The 18,624-nt window shown below is 44.6% G+C and carries 15 protein-coding genes; 2 read left to right on the forward strand and 13 right to left on the reverse strand.

Annotated features, from left to right (window positions below; all coding sequences use genetic code 11):
* Window positions 1-43: 43 nt before the first annotated feature.
* The 3 genes from MD535_RS13360 to MD535_RS13370 form a co-directional block, all read right to left on the reverse strand.
* On the reverse strand, window positions 44-1,927 hold the full coding sequence (locus MD535_RS13360; RefSeq protein ID WP_265675523.1) for a methyl-accepting chemotaxis protein: 1,884 nt from the start codon (window positions 1,925-1,927) through the stop codon (window positions 44-46).
* A 503-nt stretch (window positions 1,928-2,430) separates the two neighbouring features.
* Window positions 2,431-4,002 (reverse strand): BCCT family transporter, encoded by a 1,572-nt coding sequence (locus MD535_RS13365; RefSeq protein WP_265675524.1) that lies wholly within the window; start codon window positions 4,000-4,002, stop codon window positions 2,431-2,433.
* Window positions 4,003-4,327: 325 nt separating this feature from the next.
* Window positions 4,328-4,801 carry a MarR family winged helix-turn-helix transcriptional regulator gene (locus MD535_RS13370; protein WP_250618151.1) on the reverse strand — a complete coding sequence of 158 codons (474 nt, stop codon included), beginning with the start codon at window positions 4,799-4,801 and terminating at the stop codon, window positions 4,328-4,330.
* A gap of 383 nt (window positions 4,802-5,184) precedes the next feature.
* Here MD535_RS13370 and MD535_RS13375 point away from each other — a divergent pair, with 383 nt between their 5' ends.
* Window positions 5,185-6,777 (forward strand): BCCT family transporter, encoded by a 1,593-nt coding sequence (locus tag MD535_RS13375; RefSeq protein WP_265675603.1) that lies wholly within the window; start codon window positions 5,185-5,187, stop codon window positions 6,775-6,777.
* Window positions 6,778-6,868: 91 nt separating this feature from the next.
* Here MD535_RS13375 and MD535_RS13380 read toward each other — a convergent pair whose 3' ends face one another.
* The 6 genes from MD535_RS13380 to MD535_RS13405 form a co-directional block, all read right to left on the reverse strand.
* Window positions 6,869-7,504: a response regulator transcription factor gene (locus MD535_RS13380; RefSeq protein WP_265675525.1), complete on the reverse strand. Its 636-nt coding sequence runs from the start codon at window positions 7,502-7,504 to the stop codon at window positions 6,869-6,871.
* A complete protein-coding gene (locus tag MD535_RS13385; RefSeq protein WP_265675526.1) occupies window positions 7,504-8,853 on the reverse strand; it encodes a cache domain-containing protein in 1,350 nt (449 codons plus the stop codon). Before MD535_RS13385 ends, MD535_RS13380 begins: the two co-directional genes overlap by 1 nt.
* A gap of 107 nt (window positions 8,854-8,960) precedes the next feature.
* Entirely contained in the window at window positions 8,961-10,244 is a 1,284-nt protein-coding gene (locus MD535_RS13390) for a TRAP transporter large permease (protein ID WP_265675527.1), read from the reverse strand.
* An 11-nt stretch (window positions 10,245-10,255) separates the two neighbouring features.
* Window positions 10,256-10,810 carry a TRAP transporter small permease subunit gene (locus MD535_RS13395; RefSeq protein ID WP_265675528.1) on the reverse strand — a complete coding sequence of 185 codons (555 nt, stop codon included), beginning with the start codon at window positions 10,808-10,810 and terminating at the stop codon, window positions 10,256-10,258.
* A 194-nt stretch (window positions 10,811-11,004) separates the two neighbouring features.
* Complete coding sequence (locus MD535_RS13400) at window positions 11,005-12,099, reverse strand: TRAP transporter substrate-binding protein (protein ID WP_265675529.1); 1,095 nt, start codon at window positions 12,097-12,099, stop codon at window positions 11,005-11,007.
* A gap of 525 nt (window positions 12,100-12,624) precedes the next feature.
* Window positions 12,625-13,038, reverse strand: a complete 414-nt coding sequence (locus MD535_RS13405) for a MarR family transcriptional regulator (RefSeq protein WP_265675530.1) — start codon at window positions 13,036-13,038, stop codon at window positions 12,625-12,627.
* A gap of 229 nt (window positions 13,039-13,267) precedes the next feature.
* Between MD535_RS13405 and MD535_RS13410 the strand changes: the two genes are divergently transcribed.
* Window positions 13,268-13,945: a DUF2982 domain-containing protein gene (locus tag MD535_RS13410; protein WP_265675531.1), complete on the forward strand. Its 678-nt coding sequence runs from the start codon at window positions 13,268-13,270 to the stop codon at window positions 13,943-13,945.
* A gap of 35 nt (window positions 13,946-13,980) precedes the next feature.
* On the opposite strand, the gene MD535_RS13415 is transcribed toward MD535_RS13410, so the two are convergent.
* The 4 genes from MD535_RS13415 to MD535_RS13430 all read right to left on the reverse strand — a co-directional run bounded on the left by MD535_RS13415 (window position 13,981) and on the right by MD535_RS13430 (window position 18,615).
* Window positions 13,981-14,634, reverse strand: coding sequence for an MBL fold metallo-hydrolase (locus MD535_RS13415; RefSeq protein WP_265675532.1), 654 nt, complete (start codon window positions 14,632-14,634; stop codon window positions 13,981-13,983).
* 67 nt (window positions 14,635-14,701) lie between these two features.
* Window positions 14,702-16,375: a L,D-transpeptidase family protein gene (locus MD535_RS13420; protein WP_265675533.1), complete on the reverse strand. Its 1,674-nt coding sequence runs from the start codon at window positions 16,373-16,375 to the stop codon at window positions 14,702-14,704.
* 88 nt (window positions 16,376-16,463) lie between these two features.
* A complete protein-coding gene (locus MD535_RS13425; RefSeq protein WP_265675534.1) occupies window positions 16,464-17,567 on the reverse strand; it encodes a DUF1513 domain-containing protein in 1,104 nt (367 codons plus the stop codon).
* Window positions 17,548-18,615 carry an imelysin family protein gene (locus tag MD535_RS13430; RefSeq protein WP_265675535.1) on the reverse strand — a complete coding sequence of 356 codons (1,068 nt, stop codon included), beginning with the start codon at window positions 18,613-18,615 and terminating at the stop codon, window positions 17,548-17,550. The genes MD535_RS13425 and MD535_RS13430 overlap by 20 nt, the downstream gene beginning before the upstream one ends.
* Window positions 18,616-18,624: the final 9 nt, after the last annotated feature.

The following is an 18,624-nucleotide window of genomic DNA, read 5'->3' on the forward strand; positions in this document are numbered from 1 at the left end:
TCTGATGAGCCTTTTTGAGGTTCTAAATTAGCCCGTTAACTTACTAAATTTTGAATCGACCAATCTCGCGACCTAGCTTCTGCGACAGCTCTGACAACTCTACCGCTTGTTGAGCTGCTTCATGCGCTTCTTCGGCTAACTCATCGGAAACATCGCGGATGCCCTGAGTATTGCGAGTGATCTCTGAGGTCACAGAGGCTTGCTCTTCTGCCGCCGTCGCGATTTGCGTTGCCATATCACTGATTTGCCCCACCGCCGATAAGATTTGAGTCAAGCTTGCTGCTGCACTGTTGGCATCATCCACGCTGGTTTCGGCTAAGCCGCGGCTATCATTCATAATACCGACCGCTTTACCCGTTGTGGCTTGCAGTGTCTCAATAGTTTGCTGAATCTCTTGCGTAGACGCATGAGTGCGTTGGCTCAACACACGTACTTCATCAGCAACCACAGCAAAACCCCGACCTTGCTCACCCGCTCGCGCGGCTTCAATTGCTGCGTTAAGAGCAAGCAAATTCGTTTGCTCGGCAATACCTTGAATCGTCGACAAGATGGTGTTGATGCTACTACCATGAACTTCAAGCTCGCGAATCACTGCGGTTGCGACATCCACTTCTTGAGCCAGATTCTGAATTGAATGTTGGGTCGCTGATACTTGACCCGCACCGTGGTTGCTTGCCTCTACCGCCTCAGAAGAGTTATTCGCAGTCATATCAGCATTATTGGCAATTTCTTGCGTCGCCGCTGCCATCTCATTGATTGCTGTAGCAACCATATTGATTTCGTCTTGTTGCGTTTGAATACGTTGACTACGAACTCGCGCATGAGTCGCGGTATCTTTCGCTTGTTCTGACAAGGCGACCGACACATCGGTAAGCTTCATAATCGTTTCGTGCATGTAACTAACAAACGTGTTGAAGTTGCGAGCTAATTGTCCCACCTCATCGTGGCTTCTTGGTTCTAGGCGGCTGGTTAAATCCCCTTCACCAGACGCGATTTCTGCCAGTGCTTTAGACACTCGCGCTAAATCATTAATAAGGAAGCTCACCATCCAAGAGGCGATGGCGGCAACGAAAATAACGATGACAACTGAGGTAAGTATTAGCTGCGTAAGCGCGCTGTTCAGTTTCGCCAGTTCGGTTTGTTTATCTAACTCTACCGCCAGTACCCAATTAGTCTCAGGAACCTTAGTGAAGTACAACATTTTCTCCACGCCTTGAATCGCGACTTCCGTCATCTCACCACGAGACGCGAGCTCACTGATAGCAGACGTCGTCAATTCGGGACTTAGCTCCGTCATTGACTTTAATAACAACGAGGTATTTTGGTGGGCAAGGAAGGTATTATTCGACAAGTCAATCAACATCGCGCTGGCATTATGTCCCACGTTCAAACTAATGACGTCTTGCACTAACTGATCAATTAATACATCGGCACCAACGATGCCAACTAAGCGACCATTTTTCTTTACAGGTTCAGCGATGGTCACCAGCAAAGCATTGGTAATGGCATCTTGATATGCCTCAGTAATAATCTGTTTATTGGCAGACGCTGCATCCTGATACCAAGGGCGCGTTCTAGGATCGTAATCGGCTCTGTTACGCTCTGGGTGAGAACGATACATTCCACCATCTGGAGTCCCCAAAAAGATGTCGTCAAAGCCACCAGCGACACGTGCTTGTTTTAGGTAGGGTACTTTATCTTCTACTTCGGAGAATGGATTAAAAGCGGTCGCAATGTCCTTTCTCACTCCGATCCAATTTTCTATTCCTTCCACTGCCGCAAGCGATACGTTATTCGCACGACTTGAGATTGCATCATGCGTCTGTGTTGAAAGTTGTTGCGCAGACAAGATGGTTAATACCACGGCCATCAATAGTACAGCAGACAACATTGCTGTAATGAGTTTTTGCTTTAGAGATAATTTCATCGGTTATTATTCTTTTAGTAACTTAATAGTTAATTAATCATGTTAGTCATGAAAAGTACTGCGGGCAGATAATATCCAAATTCCGATGCAAAATCGACCGTCAATATTTTGTCTAGCTTTTCATTTCCGCCAAAATTATGCCGATGCGAACCGCAACCAATCGAGTCACATTTTTGACCTCAGTAAGCCAAGCATTCTCTCATTACCCCACTTTTAACACCCACGCTAAAACTTCACATTAACCATATGATTTTATGATGATTTTTATCGGTAACTTTTTATCACCTCGATATAGAGAACAGGCTGAGCAAGTAAGAGCACTGGGGGCGTGTAATATAAGATTTCAGAAGCGGAACATAACAAATTAAATATCAGTTTATAAGAATAAATAGGAAAATTTAACGTAGAAGAACATCGATTAGATCAAAAAAAGAGCAGCCTTAGCTGCCCTTTTTACGTTATTTAGAATTTACACACATCAACATACCTATAGATGCTGTTCACTATGTGCGTTCTGTTTTCATACCCATAAGTAGACTCACACACATTGCCAGTAATATAAAGGTAAATGGCAACGCTGATGAAATAGCACCCGCTTGCAATGCTTGGATAGCTTCGCTACCACCAATCCACAATAACGCAACCGCAATAGCCCCTTCCATAAAGGCCCAAAATACACGCTGAATAACAGGCGCATCAATTTTACCACCCGCGGTAATGCTGTCGATCACCAAAGAACCGGAATCCGAAGACGTAATAAAGAACACCAAAACAAGGATCACCGCAATGACAGACAGTAACGTGCCCATTGGTAGCGCATCAAACATTTCAAACATGGCCAATGGTACATCACGCAAGCCATTTGCACCCAGCGTACCCACTTGATTAACCACTTGGTCAATGGCAAGGCCGCCAAATACAGACATCCAAATAATCGTCACGGATGTCGGAACAATAAGTACCGCAGTAATGAACTGCCTTACTGTACGTCCCTTAGAAACGCGAGCAATAAACATACCAACGAATGGGGACCATGAAATCCACCAAGCCCAATAGAATACCGTCCAACCGTGCATCCACGCTTCATCATCACGACCATGAGGATTACTTAGTGGTACGATGTTTTTCAAATAAGCGAACAACGTATCAGGGATCGAGGCGAACGTTACCGCATAGCCAATTAAAGCCACTAACGCCAATAAAATAAACGCAACGATCATATTGATGTTACTGATGACCTTAACACCGCCATCAATGCCACGTAATACCGAAACAACGGCGAGCAAAGTGACAACGGCAATCACGATCACCTGCAACGTCATGCCAGATTCAACACCGAAGACATGGTGAATACCACTTGCTGCCTGCTGTGCGCCTAAACCAAGTGACGTAGCTAAACCAAACAAAGTCGCAAGAACGGCTAGAATATCAATGATATGCCCAGCCCAGCCCCAAGCTCTATCACCTAAAATAGGATAGAACACAGAGCGCATCGATAGAGGTAAACCTTTATTGTAGGTAAAGAACGCTAGAGATAAGGCAACAACACCGTAGATCGCCCATGGGTGTAACCCCCAGTGGAACATAGTGGCGCCCATCGCAAGCTCGCGAGCCTGCTCTGTGTTTGCTGCTACGCCTAGCGGGGTTTCATACCACCCCGTAAAGTAAGCCACTGGTTCGGCAACACTCCAGAACATAAGGCCAATGCCCATACCAGCAGCGAATAACATCGCCAGCCAAGACATAAATGAATAATCCGCCGTGGCATCTTTGCCGCCTAAGCGTATTTTACCAAATGGAGAAACAATCAGACCCAAACAGAAGATGACAAAAATATTGCCCGCCCACATAAATAGCCAGTCAAACTTATTAATGATCTGCCATTTAATACCGTCTAACGCACTTTTTGCTGTCTCAGCATCAACCACCACTGCCAGTACTAGTAATAACGCAATAAAACCTGCACTCCACCCAAATACTGGGTTATGCACGTCGAATCCCCATTTTTGAACATTATCTTGTCCAATTGTATAGTCAGTACTGTCAATACTGTACTTATCAATACCTTTTGTCATCGTTCCTCACCCTGACGAACTGCTATCCATCAAAATATTTTGTGTACTAAGTAATACCAAATATCCGTATGACACAGACTGCGTTATCACTCAACTTTTAGTGCTACGAAAGATTCAGTTTAGCAAAAAATGTCTGAAATATCATACAGTCTTTACCATTAGCCTGTTACTCATCGTTGGCTAAACCAAAGTATAGACTATTTAGATGTCAAATTATTGATACGAAAACCGGACCCGTGCATGCCTGATTTGCGAGCACAAAAAAAGCCCATCGTACTTTTCCAGTAATATGGGCTCAATGTATTATTTTCGCGATTAAACGACGCTAGTTTTTTGCTATCGCATCGATTTGTAATACTGGCGCAGCATCGATGCCTTCCGCATTCATCATCGATGATATTCTTTGGATAGAAGATAACAACAAGGTTTGTTCCCACGCCTCAAGACTTTGAAATTTCTGTACGAAGCTGTCTTGGAGTGGCAAAGGGGCGCTATCAAGCACTTCAGTGCCTTTTTCTGTTAAAACTGCATGAACTTTTCGCTTGTCTTGATGACTTCGTTCACGTCTTACATAATCGTTCAGCTCTAGTCGGTCGATAATAGTCGTCGCTGTCGCCTGACTAACATTGGTATAATTCGATAACTCACGAATGGTTACATTCCCTTTTTCCCTGATTGCCTTCATCAGCACCAGTTGCGGTCCAGTGAGTCCGCACTCTTTTTTTAATTTTTTCGAATGCAAGTCGATGGCTCTTATTACTTGACGTATCGCCACGAGCACTTCTTCGTGTTTTTCCAATTCTTTATTCCAAATTAGCGATTATCTGTTAATCCCTGCGTTTTAACACATTCATACCGATGATGCATCTCAATCACACCTATAAACCGATCGCGACCACCATTGACTCATTATTAGTGTTTAAAAAGGTGCGCTTGCACACTCCCTTAATAATGGACTGCAACCCTCGGTCGCACTTAAGTTTACGGGCGTTATTTTACCGATAAAAACACAGAAAAAACAGCCCATTTCATTAGAGTTAAAACCGTTAGTACTCTATACAGTTTGTCCATTAAAAATAGTCCAAAATGCGAGCAAAACAATGAATATCTTCCCATTTATAATTACTTTTGTTAGTATTCGCCCGAATTTTAGTTAGAGCTCTAAGTAGTATCAGAGGAATGATGAATAATACTAAGGACAAGTATAGTATTGAAAATACTGACTATACTGTTGGGCAAGATAATGTCCAAAAATGGGGGTTTGATGTTCATAACCCTGTCTTCGGCACCAGCGCAGCACTCATCGTACTGTTTCTCGTCGCCCTTCTCGTCGTAGACCCTGCCACCGCCAAAGCCACACTTGATGGCGCTAAATGGCAAATCATTGGCGCATTCGACAACTTATTTATGTGGGCGGGCAATATCTTTGTGATTTTCTGCCTTGGCCTTGTCTTGTCTCCTTACGGAAAAATCCGTATTGGTGGTGCAAGTGCAAAACCTGACCATTCAACCCTATCCTGGATTGCAATGCTATTTGCCGGCGGCATGGGTATTGGCCTGATGTTTTGGGGGGTAGCAGAACCTGTTGCCTACTTCACTGGTTGGTATGAGACGCCTCTTGGCGTTGAAGCTTATACTGAGGAAGCGCGTAAAGTAGCGCTGGGCGCGACTATGTTCCATTGGGGTATTCATCCATGGTCCATGTACGCCGTTGTTGCGCTTTCAATGGCATTCTTTGCCTTTAATAAAGGCCTTCCTCTTTCAATGCGCTCGGTATTCTACCCACTGTTAGGGGATAGAACATGGGGTTGGTTTGGCCACATCATTGATATTCTGGCCGTTCTCGCGACTCTGTTTGGCCTTGCAACCTCATTAGGTTTAGGTGCGCAGCAAGCCGCAAGCGGCATTGGCCACGTATTTGGTGTCGAAGCAGGTACAACATTACAACTTGTCGTTATCGCGTTTGTCACCGCATTGGCGATCTTTTCTGTAGTTCGTGGTATTGATGGTGGTGTAAAGCTACTAAGTAATACCAACATCCTTATTGCTTTTGTCCTTTTGATTGTCGTCATTGTTGCCTCGATTGCCACATTCTTTGGCTCATTAGGAACTACGATTGTCGGCTACGTTGAGAATATTATCCCGCTAAGTAACCCTCATGGTCGTGAAGACGAAGCATGGATGCACGGTTGGACAGTATTCTACTGGGCGTGGTGGATTTCATGGTCCCCTTGTGTTGGCATGTTCATTGCGCGCGTTTCTAAAGGGCGCACTGTACGTGAATTCCTGACAGCCGTTATTATTATCCCGACCACCATCACATTATTTTGGATGGCAGCGTTTGGTGGTATGGCCATTGATCAAGTGATTAACCAAGTCGGAGAGCTCGGTCAAAATGGGCTGACAGATTTAACGCTATCACTGTTCTATGCATACGAAGCTTTGCCAATGAGCACCGTTTTATCGGTTATCTCTATCATCTTGATTATGGTGTTTTTCATTACTTCATCAGACTCAGCCTCACTGGTTATCGACAGCATCACCGCAGGTGGTAAAGTGGATGCACCAGTACCACAGCGAGTCTTCTGGGCGACAATTGAAGGTGCTATTGCAGCGGTACTGTTATGGGTAGGTGGTACAGAGGCGATTCAAGCACTGCAAGCTGGTGCAATCTCTACGGCGTTACCATTTACAATTATTCTGCTAGTAATGTGTGTGAGCCTATTAAAAGGTATGCGTACTGAACTTCAAGTGCACCAACACAGCTACGCGTAACGCTATCACGATTTAAATACGTTAAGACCCGCTTTTGCGGGTCTTTTTTATCAAGCGCCACCATTAATATCAATAGTGTCCACACTCTGCCCTATCCCAAACCATGTTCCAGTGCGTACTTTGCCAATTCAGCCGTCGAGTGCAAGTCCAACTTGTGTTTAATGTTCTGCCTATGAGTTTCTACTGTACGATAAGATATATCGAGCATCTGCGCTATTTTCTTGCTGCTACTTCCTTGTGCGACTAATTTCAACACCGACTCTTCTCTACGACTCAATGGATTAGTCTTGCTCTGTGCTGGTGACACCTCTTGTGAAAATAACGTTTGCGTAACAGACTCACAAAAATACGTAGACCCTTGCTTCACCGTTTTGATGGCTTGAACCATTTTTTCTGCCGATATTTCCTTTAACATATAGCCCACAGCCCCTGCCTGCATCACTTTCATAATATATTCACGATTATCATGCATCGTGAGCATAAGCACTTTGGTTTCAGGACGTTCTTCTTTCAATAGCTGTGTCGCTTCTATGCCATTCATAATAGGCATACTCACGTCCATTAGTACCACGTCAGGCTGGTACGATTTGACCACGTCTACCGCCTCAAGCCCATTACTTGCCGTTGCAATCACCTCAATATCGGGTTCTCGCTCTAGCCGAGCGATGAAACCTTCCAAAACCACTTGATGATCATCCACTATCACCACTTTGATCGGTTCATCCATTATTCCGTTCCTTCTAACTTCAGCAAGACTGTGATTTCTGTTCCGCTTCCATAATCACTCAGTAATTCAAACTCACCACCAATAAACTCAACACGCTCTCTCATATTACGCAAACCGATTCCGCGTGCTGCCAGTGCATTGGTCACATCAAAACCAATGCCATTATCACGAATCATTAATTGCAACACACTACCAAACTGCTTTAGAAACACCGTAACTTGCGTCGCATCTGCATGCTTTTCTATATTATTCAGTGATTCTTGTACAACACGATATAAGGTCGTTGCCACCTCTGATTTAAGTTTAGATGCTTGTGTATCAAGCACCAGTTCTGTATTCGCGTGAGAGTAGGTTTTGAAGTCTTGGAGCAAACTTGAAATGGCAGCTTCCAGCCCGATATCGTCCAAGGCGCTCGGTCTAAGATGATGTGAGATTCGTCTCACTTCAATAATCGCTTCTGATAATGACGATAGAGACTTACTCAAGTGTCCAATGGAACGTACATCAATATCCTTGGTATCCATTAACTCTAAGTGACACTTACTCGAAACCAGCAGTTGGTTGACCCCATCATGTAATTCTCTAGCCAAGTGCTTTCTTTCGTCTTCTTGAAACATCACTGTTTTATGTGCCAGCTCTTTTAAGTTCTTATCGGCTAATTTATGCTCATGCCAATTCACTGCTAAGGTAAGCACAATAATAACCGCCACCGTCACCGCAAAAATCGTCACAATAGAAAACATCGTGGTTTCAATATTTTTATCGATGGCGGCTCGAAGTAGCGCGACCTCCCTAGCCACATCCTCAATATAAAGTCCGGTGCCAATCATCCATTCCCACTTGTCTAACCACGCTGCGTAGCTCAACTTAGTTACCGTTTCGCCAGTCGACGGTTTCTGCCATAAATATTGATGGAATCCTCCGCCCGCTTGAGCTTGGAACAGCAATGTTTCTATTAGGTAATTGCCGTCTTGGTCTTGTAGCTTAAGAAGGTTTCGTCCCACCAGCTCTGGCTGTATGGGGTGAACAAGATTGGTGCCTGTCTTATCGTAGGCAAAAAAGTAGCCGTCCGTGCCGTAACGTAAGCGGTCTAGAATTTCTCTAACTTGGGCCTTCGCTTCTGATTCAGAAAGATCCGGATCGTTATAAGCGTATTCGATAGCATCAAATGCAAGCTCTACGCTGTCCTTCAACGCTGACTCTTTCGAACGAATTAGACTCTCTCGGAAGATCTCGATTTCTTTTTCGCCAAAGGATTTGGCTTGATGGAGGGCAATCCAACTCACGCTAGCCGTCAATATCACTAACGGCAGTAACGTCAATAAGATCAGTTTTGCTTTGAGTGGCATAGAAGTCCCTTCTAACTGCAGCCGCCGATAAAGGCAATGCATCCCGTAAGACACATTACCACGGCGGCCAAATAAATGAACTTCCTTACGCCACAACGGTAATTAGATCACATTCCATAGAAGGATGGGAACACTAACAGTGACGCTAACACTAGGATTTGAATAGCAATAAACGGCATAACCCCACGGTATATATCTCTTGTCGTCACGCCATTCGGCGCCACCCCTTTCAAATAGAACAAGCTAAAACCAAATGGCGGCGTTAAGAACGATGTCTGTAAATTCATCGCGACGAGTATGGCAAACCACGTCATATTGATGCCCATGATCTCAGCAACGGGTGCAATCATCGGAACAATAATGAAACAGATTTCCACAAAGTCGATGAAGAAACCTAGAATCAAAATCACCAGCATGGTGATAATGAGGAAACCCCACTTCTCTCCTGGAATGGACAACATCCATTCTTCCACCAGCATGTCGCCACCAGTATAGGTAAACGCCATCGAAAACGCAGTTGCGCCCAATAGAATGGCGAACACCATCGCCGTAACCTTGACGGTCTCTTTTGATGCTTCGTAAAGCATACGAAAATTAAACTGACCATAAGCCAACGACAATAAAATCGCCCCTGCGCCACCCAGCGCCGCAGATTCTGTTGGGGTTGCCACACCAGCGAATATTGAACCCAGAACAATCACAATCAAGGCTAGAGGCGGGATAATGGCTTTTAGCGCCGTTCTTACTTCTTGACTGCGTGAAATGGACTCATCTCTAGGAATGGGCTGCGCCGCTTCTGGGTTAAGTTTTGCGTATATCAGGATATATAAAACATAAGCTCCCACTAACACTAACCCTGGCCAAATTGCCGCCTGAAACAAGTCACCAACTGGCACACCAAGTACATCGCCAAGAAGGATTAATACTATCGAAGGCGGAATGATTTGCCCCAATGTTCCTGACGCACAAATAGTACCGCACGCTAACCCTTTATCGTAATTGTACTTCAACATAACTGGTAGAGAGATAAGCCCCATCGCCACAACCGAAGCGCCAACGACTCCTGTCGACGCTGCGAGTAGCGCCCCAACTAATACCGTTGAAATCGCAATACCACCACGCACACCACCAAATAAACGCCCCATGGACTCTAGCAGTTGCTCTGCCAGCTTAGTTTTTTGTAAAACTAAGCCCATAAAAACAAATAGCGGTACCGCCATTAAAACGGTATTTTCCATAATGGACTGGATTCGATATGGCATGAACGCGAACATTTCGATGCCTTCTGCCCACACGCCAAATATTAGCGCGATGCCTCCAAACGTGAAGGCCACAGGAAATCCTAACAGTAGCGCAAACAGCGCTACAAAAAACATGACTATGCCGATCATAGAAACAATCCTTATTCTTTAGAGTCGGTTGAATTGGCGTATATCAAATGAGGGTTAACCAGCTTATTTAGAGAATGGAGCACTAGCCCGACTCCACTGATCGCCATAAAGAAGAAGGAAAGAGGGATCATGGCTTTAATGACCCAACGGTATGGTAAGCCTCCAGGATCACCTGACGTCTCGCCCAGTGCAAAGCTTTCTTTGGCAAAATCAATACCGAACCATGCCACCAATAAACAGAATGGGAAAAGAAACACAAACGTACCGATCAAATCAATGATCGCGCGTGCTTTTACCGATAATCGCTCGTAAAATACGTCAACTCTCACATGGCCTCCAGCTTTAATTGCGTAGGGAACGCCAAGTAAAAATACCGCTGAAAATAGATGCCATTCCATCTCTTGAAATGCAATCGACACGTCATTAAATACATAACGCATCACCACGTCGTACACGACATTTGCAAGTAGTAATAAAAATAAAAGACTCGACACAACTCCCAGCACATCGCTGACTTTGTTAAACAGTCTCTCTATATAAATTAGGCTTCGCATACCAGACTCCATCCCGCACTCATATAGTTTTATTTATGTGTAGAGTGCGTAAGTATTCAAAAATAGACATCGTAAAATAAAGTTTGATGACGAACGCTTCGTTCATTGGCCATCTCGTCATCTATCTTTATAAAAATTAATTAGGTGTAATTTGAATTCAGTAATCATCGATAAAAGAAGTGGCGCTAAGCGCCACTTCAGAATGATTAATCATCAAATTTATTGAGGTAAGCTTTCGTAGCAATATCAGTCCATGAACGAACCTGCTCGAGATAAGCAGCTTGAGACATTTGAATCTCTTTCGCTGTTGCATCTTTTTCAGCATGCTCTTTGAGCAACTTATCATTCGCATCACGCAGTGCATCGATAACTTCGCGTGGGAAATCCTTCACTTTAATATCAGGGTAATCCGATTGGATTGTCGCCCAGTTTTTACCACTTTCATGAGTAGACTGGATATACATATCGTACGCGGCTGTTTTCATAGCGATTTGTAGGATAGCTTTCAGGTCATCGGGTAACTTATTCCATGTGCGTTTATTCACAAGGAATTGAAGTTCCGTTGCAGGCTCATGCCACCCTGTATAGTAGTATGGCGCGATTTTGTGGAAACCCATGCGAAGATCCAACGAAGGTCCAACCCATTCAAGCGCATCGATTGTACGTCGTTCTAGAGACGTATAAAGCTCGCCCGATGCGATATTCGTTGGTTTTGCTCCAACTTCTGCCAGAATTTCACCAGCGAAACCCGGAATACGCATCTTCAAACCTTGTAGGTCTTCAACACTATTGATTTCTTTTTGAAACCAGCCGCCCATCTGTACGTCGGTATTGCCACCTGGGAATGACATCATATTATGTGGCGAGTAGACTTTTTCCATCAACTCCATACCACCGCCATGGTAAAACCACGCATACTGCTCTGGTGCAGTCATACCAAAGGGCATCGTCGTGAAATACAGTGTGTTGGGTACTTTACCTTTCCAGTAGTAAGACGCCGAGTGACCCATATCGTATTGGCCAGACTTCACCATATCAAAAACGCCGAAAGGCGCTTTATGTTTGTTTGACGAGTCGATACGAATTTGCAGTCGACCATTCGACATTTCTTCAGCCATCTTAGCCATATTTTTTGTCGCATCGCCAAAAATAGGGAAATTAGGCCCCCACGTCTCTGCAAGTTTAAGGCGGTATACTTTATCTGCCGCGCTTGCCGTTGTGGCAACAAAGGCTAAACACGTTGCCGCTACAATAGCGGTACTTTTTAATGCACGAGTGACTGATTTCTTGATTAAACTCATTTTCAGTTCCTTGAGTAGTTTCTTATATGGAGTGACATCCGAACACCCCAAGTTTCACGTTCAAGGTAACTATGAATCTAATTATCAATATCTTGTATTCGTGCGACCACGCATCCTCATCCCTACTCACTCGCAAGTTCGACCTTGGTATTACGTAATAATACGTAGGAGATTGAATGTTTAATTATATTTATAACTATATTTCAGTACTTTAAAAAATCACGACAATTTCTATAACGAGTGATTACGTACGTATTTACCCTCGCTGAAAATTACAGAAATGCTACGTAACTCACAACAAACACTAACAAGTCCCCCCAAAACGAGGCGGCATAGACAATAGGATAAGCAACAATATTGATAACAATTATAGGGTCAGAAAAAATGGCAGGTATAGGTCTGGGGAATAACGGTCCGTTTAGATACGGCGTTCGAGCAATAGATGTAAATGGGGTCAGCTACTGGCACAACAAGATCAAAAAAGCCCCTAATTCGGGGCTTTTTTGATCGTAATAAAGTGAGGCATTACTGCGCTTTGTAGATCACTTTATTACCAGCAAGCTGCTCTTTCGCAACTAAGCCTTCTTCTAGTAACTTCTTAAGAGCACCCGTTGCCCAAGATGCTGCTTTAGCGTCTTCTTGGCCTGCTTCTTGACCAATCCCTTTAGGATTAATACCGTCGGCGTGCTTTACAACAATATCCAATACTTGTTGCTGCTTAGGAGTTAATGCTACTTCCACTTTTTTTGTCGCAGTTGCTTTTTCAGCGACAGGTGCTTTTTTAGCTACCGGCGCTTGTTTCACTACAGCTTCTTTTGCTACAGATGCTTTTGCTACAACAGGCTTTTCTGTTTTTGTTGCAGCTGCTGTATTCGCAACTACCGCTTTAATGCGCTTTTGCAATTTTGATTGCACTTTGCGCTTATGAGCAAGTTTCATTGAGTTTTCTCTCCATTTCACTGCGCTGTAAGCAGTGGTCAAAATTTGAAGCGCGTTTTATACCAAAATTTTGACCACTTTTGTAGAGGCATGACACAAAGCGTCACGAAAAATGCCGACTTTCAACGTTTATGGCTATTATTTAAACAATAACAATGACATTTTGAGGGCATCCTATAACCTCATGCGCATGACTTCTTTTTGTAATTAAGGTCACGACTTATAATATATGGACACTATCCACATTAGTAATCACCATTACTCTTGGCATTCACCCATACTGCGTAAAAGTGCCGCTATCGCGGCGCTCGTAGGGTTTGCCATCGTACTTTTTTCACCGAATTGGCAACTGTCGCTTCTTGTGGTTATTTTACTCGTCATCGCCCTAAGCTTCACCTATTACACCTTAGTAAAGAGTCGAGTCACTTTTACGTTAACCGCAACCCATTTTCAGCAACATATGTTTAAAGGTGGCTGGGCACTTCGTTGGTCGGACATCGAACGTATTGGGATTTGCAGTCACCATCACGATGGTTGGCATACCCCACTTCCCTGGATTGGTTTACGAATCAACAATTACCAAGCTTACCTCAACGCTATTTGTCCACGCATCGCGACTGACTTGCTGCTTAGCCAGCGCGCGTTGCTTTATCTTGGACTACAGCAAACATCGCCACAGACGACCTTTGAGGACATCGTGCTAGATTCCACACCATTTATCGATACCGATGGTTGTGAGTATCACGGTCTTATGGCAATGCTCGCCAATCGTATGACGTATCAACGCGAGTTCTTTGGTTACGATATTTTTATTTCGGAAGCAGATTTGGACAGAAGTGGGGAGAAATTTGTAGGATTGACCCGCCGCTACTTAGCAGCAGCGGATCGTGACATGTTCGAATCGTAATCATGCCATTTTATAAGCGAAAATTAGCTTAGTGCTCAGTAAAGCGGCATCTCATCAGCAACAAATGGGTTTGATACTCTTTCATGACCAAAGGTCGACTCTGGTCCATGCCCAGGAACAAAAGCTACGTCATTACCTAAAGGCCATAACTTACCTTTGATCGACTGGATCAACGTTTCGTAGTTACCCTGTGGGAAATCCGTTCGACCGATACCACCTTTGAACAGCACATCGCCAACAAACGCTTGTTTCGCATCATTGTTAAACAGTACAACGTGGCCTGGAGTATGACCTGGCGTATGAATGACGTTTAGGGACTGATTGCCAAATGTAATAACGTCTCCATCATCAAGCCATTGATTAGGTTCAAAAGCTTTCGTCAACGGGAACCCAAACATTTGGCTCTGATTCTCTAAACCTTGCAGCCAAAAATTATCGGCTTTATGTGGACCAACAATCTCTACGCCAAGTGCCTTTGAAAGCGGCTCGGTCCCACCCACGTGATCAAGATGCCCATGGGTAAGCACCAATTGTTCTACTTGAACACCAAGCTCTTCGATAAGCACTTGCAGTTGTTCAATGTCTCCGCCTGGATCAATCAACACACCTTTCATGGTTTCATCACACCAAACAATGGAACAATTCTGTGCAAAAGACGTCACGGGCACGACTTGATACTTAAGACTCATCGGAAATCCTACTATTCAAAAAAAAGTAGCGAGACTATGACATTGTCTATAAGCGATGACAAGTCAGTTACTGCCCTCTCTCGTTTTTAATCAACGCCGTTTCAGTGACGCCCCCTCTTCTATTGTCATACTGATACACGTCGGCCCGGAAATGCGCCTTGCCATCTTCAAGCCACGCCGTTTGATAGATGATATGGACAGGAATTCTGGTTCTAAACGAAATGGCTTTATTGGCTCGATATGTTGATAAATCATCAAGTAGTTTACCCTGATGTTCTAGCAATACCTGTGCAAACTTATCGGCATGCTCAACTCGGATACAGCCTGAACTGTAAGCTCGGCTACTTTCGTTGAACAACTGCTTCCCGGGCGTATCGTGAAGAAAAATAGCCCGCTCATTGGGCGTATTAAACTTATACTGCCCGAGTGCATTCGACTCACCGGCTTGTTGCCTCATTCTATAAGGAAACTGTTTAGGCTGAACTTCTTTCCAATCGATCATTGTTGGGTCGACAGTGACTCGGTTATGCCAACCCTCTAGAATTTCGATGCGCTGTGAAAACAGATACGTAGGATCATTTTTAACTTTAGGGATGATGTCTTTTACCATGATCTTCCACGGTACATTCCATGTCGGGTTCACGATCAACGAATCCATCTTCGTTGCAAATATCGGGGTTTGACGAGTTAACCGCCCGACAATGACTCTCGATTCAAAACGGGGTTCACCTTTGCCCCAATACTTGAGCTCAAAGCTAGGCACATTAACCAAGATGATATGCTCGCGCTGCTGAGGCCAAAGGCGTGAACGTTCTGCATTTAGTGCTAACACTCTTAATTTTTCTTGTGCGGGTTTATTTAACCAATGCAATGTATTAGGTCCAATAATACCATCGTCTTCAAGACCATAGAGTCTCTGAAACTCCTTGATAGCGGACTCTAAAGAGTGGTCAAACTTCCCATCTTCTCTTACTTCAACATAAATATCAGAATCTGCGAGCCGGTCTAACAAATGAATATAGGGATCAGGCTCAATTCTATCCCCTTTTCGGGTTAGCCCTACCTGCTCGTAAGCAGTCAGCTCTACTTGGGACTTAGCCAATAGATCAATATAGACATTTTCAAAACCTGACTGTTGCAGCATTGGCGGCGACAACGACAGCAAATAATTGGCCAACGTGTTGTTCTCAATAGCAAGCAACAATTGATGGACTTCGGTTGCCGACGGTCTTGGCAATGCCTCAATTAAACTTTCGGAAAAGTACCACTGTTTACCGAGATCTGGCACAGCAGCAATATAGCTGATGTAAAGCAATAAAGTATCTGTCGCGGCACGATCGTATTCGTTAGATGCCCCCGACTGATACAAAGACTGCATGTGTTTTACTCGAAGCTCAAATAAAGGACTGAAACCTGCCAAATTAACCATTTCTAATTGCAGGGTTAACTGTGCGTTGAGCTCATTGTTGGACCAAATATTTTGACGACTCGTTTCGTTATAAATGTAATCAACTAACGAAGCATACAACAACACTTCAGTCGCTGGTTTTGTGGATATGGATGAAGATAAGGTGGGCGTTAAGGGTGTACTACGCTGGTCGTAATAGGCAGGCTGAACGTTAGACGCAATCGCGGAGACCGCATCCCTTTCATTGATATCTTGATCGGGCGCAGCCCACACCTGTGCTGCTATTGCGCACACAACTCCTGCCGTCACTACGGTAAATAACTGCTTTGACATCTAGCCACTCCCTCTCTCTAGAGTTTAAGTATGGCAGATCTCACCGTCTCAACATGACTAATTTACCGGCAACTCCCGTCCGTCTCATTTATGTGATCATCTGCCAGTGGTTATCCCACTGTGTTGGGGAGCCCATCATTTTCACTGTCAAATCAGGGGCTATTTTCACAACTTTTCCCGCACCTGAACTAATAAAAAATTGACCATCTTTAACCACAACACCTGACGCATCTGGCAGCACATTGATTTGTAACAAATTCATACTCTCTTTATCCCAAATTCCATAGCAATTACCTCTAGGTGAAGTGGCGACAATATGGTGTTTATTAGCCGCTATGCTGGCAATATAATGGTTAAATCTGGCCCAGTCTTCCGGCTCTCCGCCTAACTCTTGCATCGGTTGCCCTCGCTTGTGCAATGCGACAAGCGGGACATAAAAATCGGCTTCGCCGCGATATTGCTGCCCGGTCAGCACTACCTCATCACCATCGTGAGCCAGGTGACGAATACTTTTTCGATGATCGGTTAGACTCACCTGCTCTAACAGTTCACCCGTAGCACTTAGGTACACCAAACTCGGCCGCATCGTGGTTAAGTTTAGCGGCGTACGTCCATCAGTATGCACGCCCCCCACCCCAACCGCTAAAGTTCCATCCGCCATCACAATGACTTCATGTGGGCCTACACCAAAACCGGTGAATTCGTCGATTTTGTTATAGCCGCGCTGTGTGTCGTATACGCCAATAATACCGCGGCTAGATGAGCGTTCTCCCTCCGTTGCATACAGCCACTGACCACAAGAAGAAAAAACACCGTGACCATAAAAGTGGCGCTGCTTGGGCGCTAAGAGCAAAGACTCCATTTGACCTGATTGGTAGTTAAATACCATGGCATAAGTGCCAGGCCGTCGACCAAACATGACTGCCAGCGGTTGATGAGGATGAATCGCCACACCGTGTCCGCGACCTGGCAGTGGTAATTGATGAATAGGTTGGGTTCCACTTGCAGCGATGACGACGTCAAACTCCCCATTGTGACGAATTGAACCACCAATAAGTTGGGGAGTACGCTGCTTATCTTGCACGCAAGAATTGGCCGTACTGCAACCCGCTAACCAACTGGGGGCAATGACCCCCATCGCACCTAACCGTATTAGATTTCTCTTAGTTAAATCAATCGCCATCCGTTGCATTAAACCCTATCACTACGCCTAATTTTATCGCCGCTTCTTCACTCATTAAATATCTAAGCTGCTCAAGTTTGTTATATTGGCTGAGCACAATTCGGTAGCCATTTTTGCTTTGCAGTAACTCAAAAAGGCTGGTGGACTCGGGCCAAGTGTCCAAGATGAACCTAAACTGACGTTCAATACTCATTGCCAGTTCAGATGACCCCGATTCACGGAGTATCAAGTCAAGTCCCTGCCCATTGGCCAAATAAAGCGACTGCAACGCTTCTATATTGGCTCGTAAGTGCATCATTGATGTCTGAGAGCGCCAAGATTCAGAAAAATACGGCTTTGCTGCGCCTATTTTTGCTAAAGGTCTCGACAACTTTTTCATGCTGTAATCTAACTGATTGGTCAGCAGGGCCAAATATTCAGTCGTCCAAGCTTTGTCATCTAATGTGCTCCACGGGTTTACCGACCATGCCTGCACGATGGTTGCCGAACGCTCCGTTAATGCCCCCGTTATGGCAATAAGTAGTGAGCAGCTTGATGATAGGTTGGTTTTCAAATTGGATTTTGGATCAAATAGTAGCCATTCTACGGCACCTAATCCCTGTACTGTGACACTCTCATCTTTTATCGCAGCAACAGACCAGTGGTCACGTAGACTCGCGTGCGTCATTTTTCGTCCCGTCGTGTTTTTTTTATCTGGCCAAAACTGAATATTCCAATTTTGTTCTAACGCTTGGGTGGGACCTCTTTCTTGCCCCTGCAACCACATCCATTGCTCCATCCCTTTCTGCCATGCTCGCTCAACAGAATCGATCGCCTCATTTTGCTGGCAATATGCTTGAGACTGCTGATGCAAATTGCCCATTGCGAGGTAAAAATTAACAGCAGATTGGTGCTCAAGTTCATAAACATGTTGGCTAACATGCTGTGTCTGTTCGGGCTGAAGAGGTTCGAACGGAGAAGATGCACTCTGGTGCACCTCGCTTGTCGCGCCGCAGCCTACTAAAAGAGCTGACGACATCATCGTTAATAGACCCATAATCGATACATGGTATTTCATCACATTTCC

This window comes from Vibrio qingdaonensis, from assembly GCF_026191675.1.
GTDB lineage: Bacteria > Pseudomonadota > Gammaproteobacteria > Enterobacterales > Vibrionaceae > Vibrio > Vibrio qingdaonensis.

Coding starts and splice junctions, on each gene's coding strand:
- MD535_RS13360 (WP_265675523.1), bottom strand. CDS start 1,927: ATGAAATTATCTCTAAAGCAAAAACTCATTACAGCAATGTTGTCTGCT.
- MD535_RS13365 (WP_265675524.1), bottom strand. CDS start 4,002: ATGACAAAAGGTATTGATAAGTACAGTATTGACAGTACTGACTATACA.
- MD535_RS13375 (WP_265675603.1), top strand. CDS start 5,185: ATGAATAATACTAAGGACAAGTATAGTATTGAAAATACTGACTATACT.
- MD535_RS13380 (WP_265675525.1), bottom strand. CDS start 7,504: ATGGATGAACCGATCAAAGTGGTGATAGTGGATGATCATCAAGTGGTT.
- MD535_RS13385 (WP_265675526.1), bottom strand. CDS start 8,853: ATGCCACTCAAAGCAAAACTGATCTTATTGACGTTACTGCCGTTAGTG.
- MD535_RS13390 (WP_265675527.1), bottom strand. CDS start 10,244: ATGATCGGCATAGTCATGTTTTTTGTAGCGCTGTTTGCGCTACTGTTA.
- MD535_RS13395 (WP_265675528.1), bottom strand. CDS start 10,810: ATGGAGTCTGGTATGCGAAGCCTAATTTATATAGAGAGACTGTTTAAC.
- MD535_RS13400 (WP_265675529.1), bottom strand. CDS start 12,099: ATGAGTTTAATCAAGAAATCAGTCACTCGTGCATTAAAAAGTACCGCT.
- MD535_RS13405 (WP_265675530.1), bottom strand. CDS start 13,038: ATGAAACTTGCTCATAAGCGCAAAGTGCAATCAAAATTGCAAAAGCGC.
- MD535_RS13410 (WP_265675531.1), top strand. CDS start 13,268: ATGGACACTATCCACATTAGTAATCACCATTACTCTTGGCATTCACCC.
- MD535_RS13415 (WP_265675532.1), bottom strand. CDS start 14,634: ATGAGTCTTAAGTATCAAGTCGTGCCCGTGACGTCTTTTGCACAGAAT.
- MD535_RS13420 (WP_265675533.1), bottom strand. CDS start 16,375: ATGTCAAAGCAGTTATTTACCGTAGTGACGGCAGGAGTTGTGTGCGCA.
- MD535_RS13425 (WP_265675534.1), bottom strand. CDS start 17,567: ATGCAACGGATGGCGATTGATTTAACTAAGAGAAATCTAATACGGTTA.
- MD535_RS13430 (WP_265675535.1), bottom strand. CDS start 18,615: ATGAAATACCATGTATCGATTATGGGTCTATTAACGATGATGTCGTCA.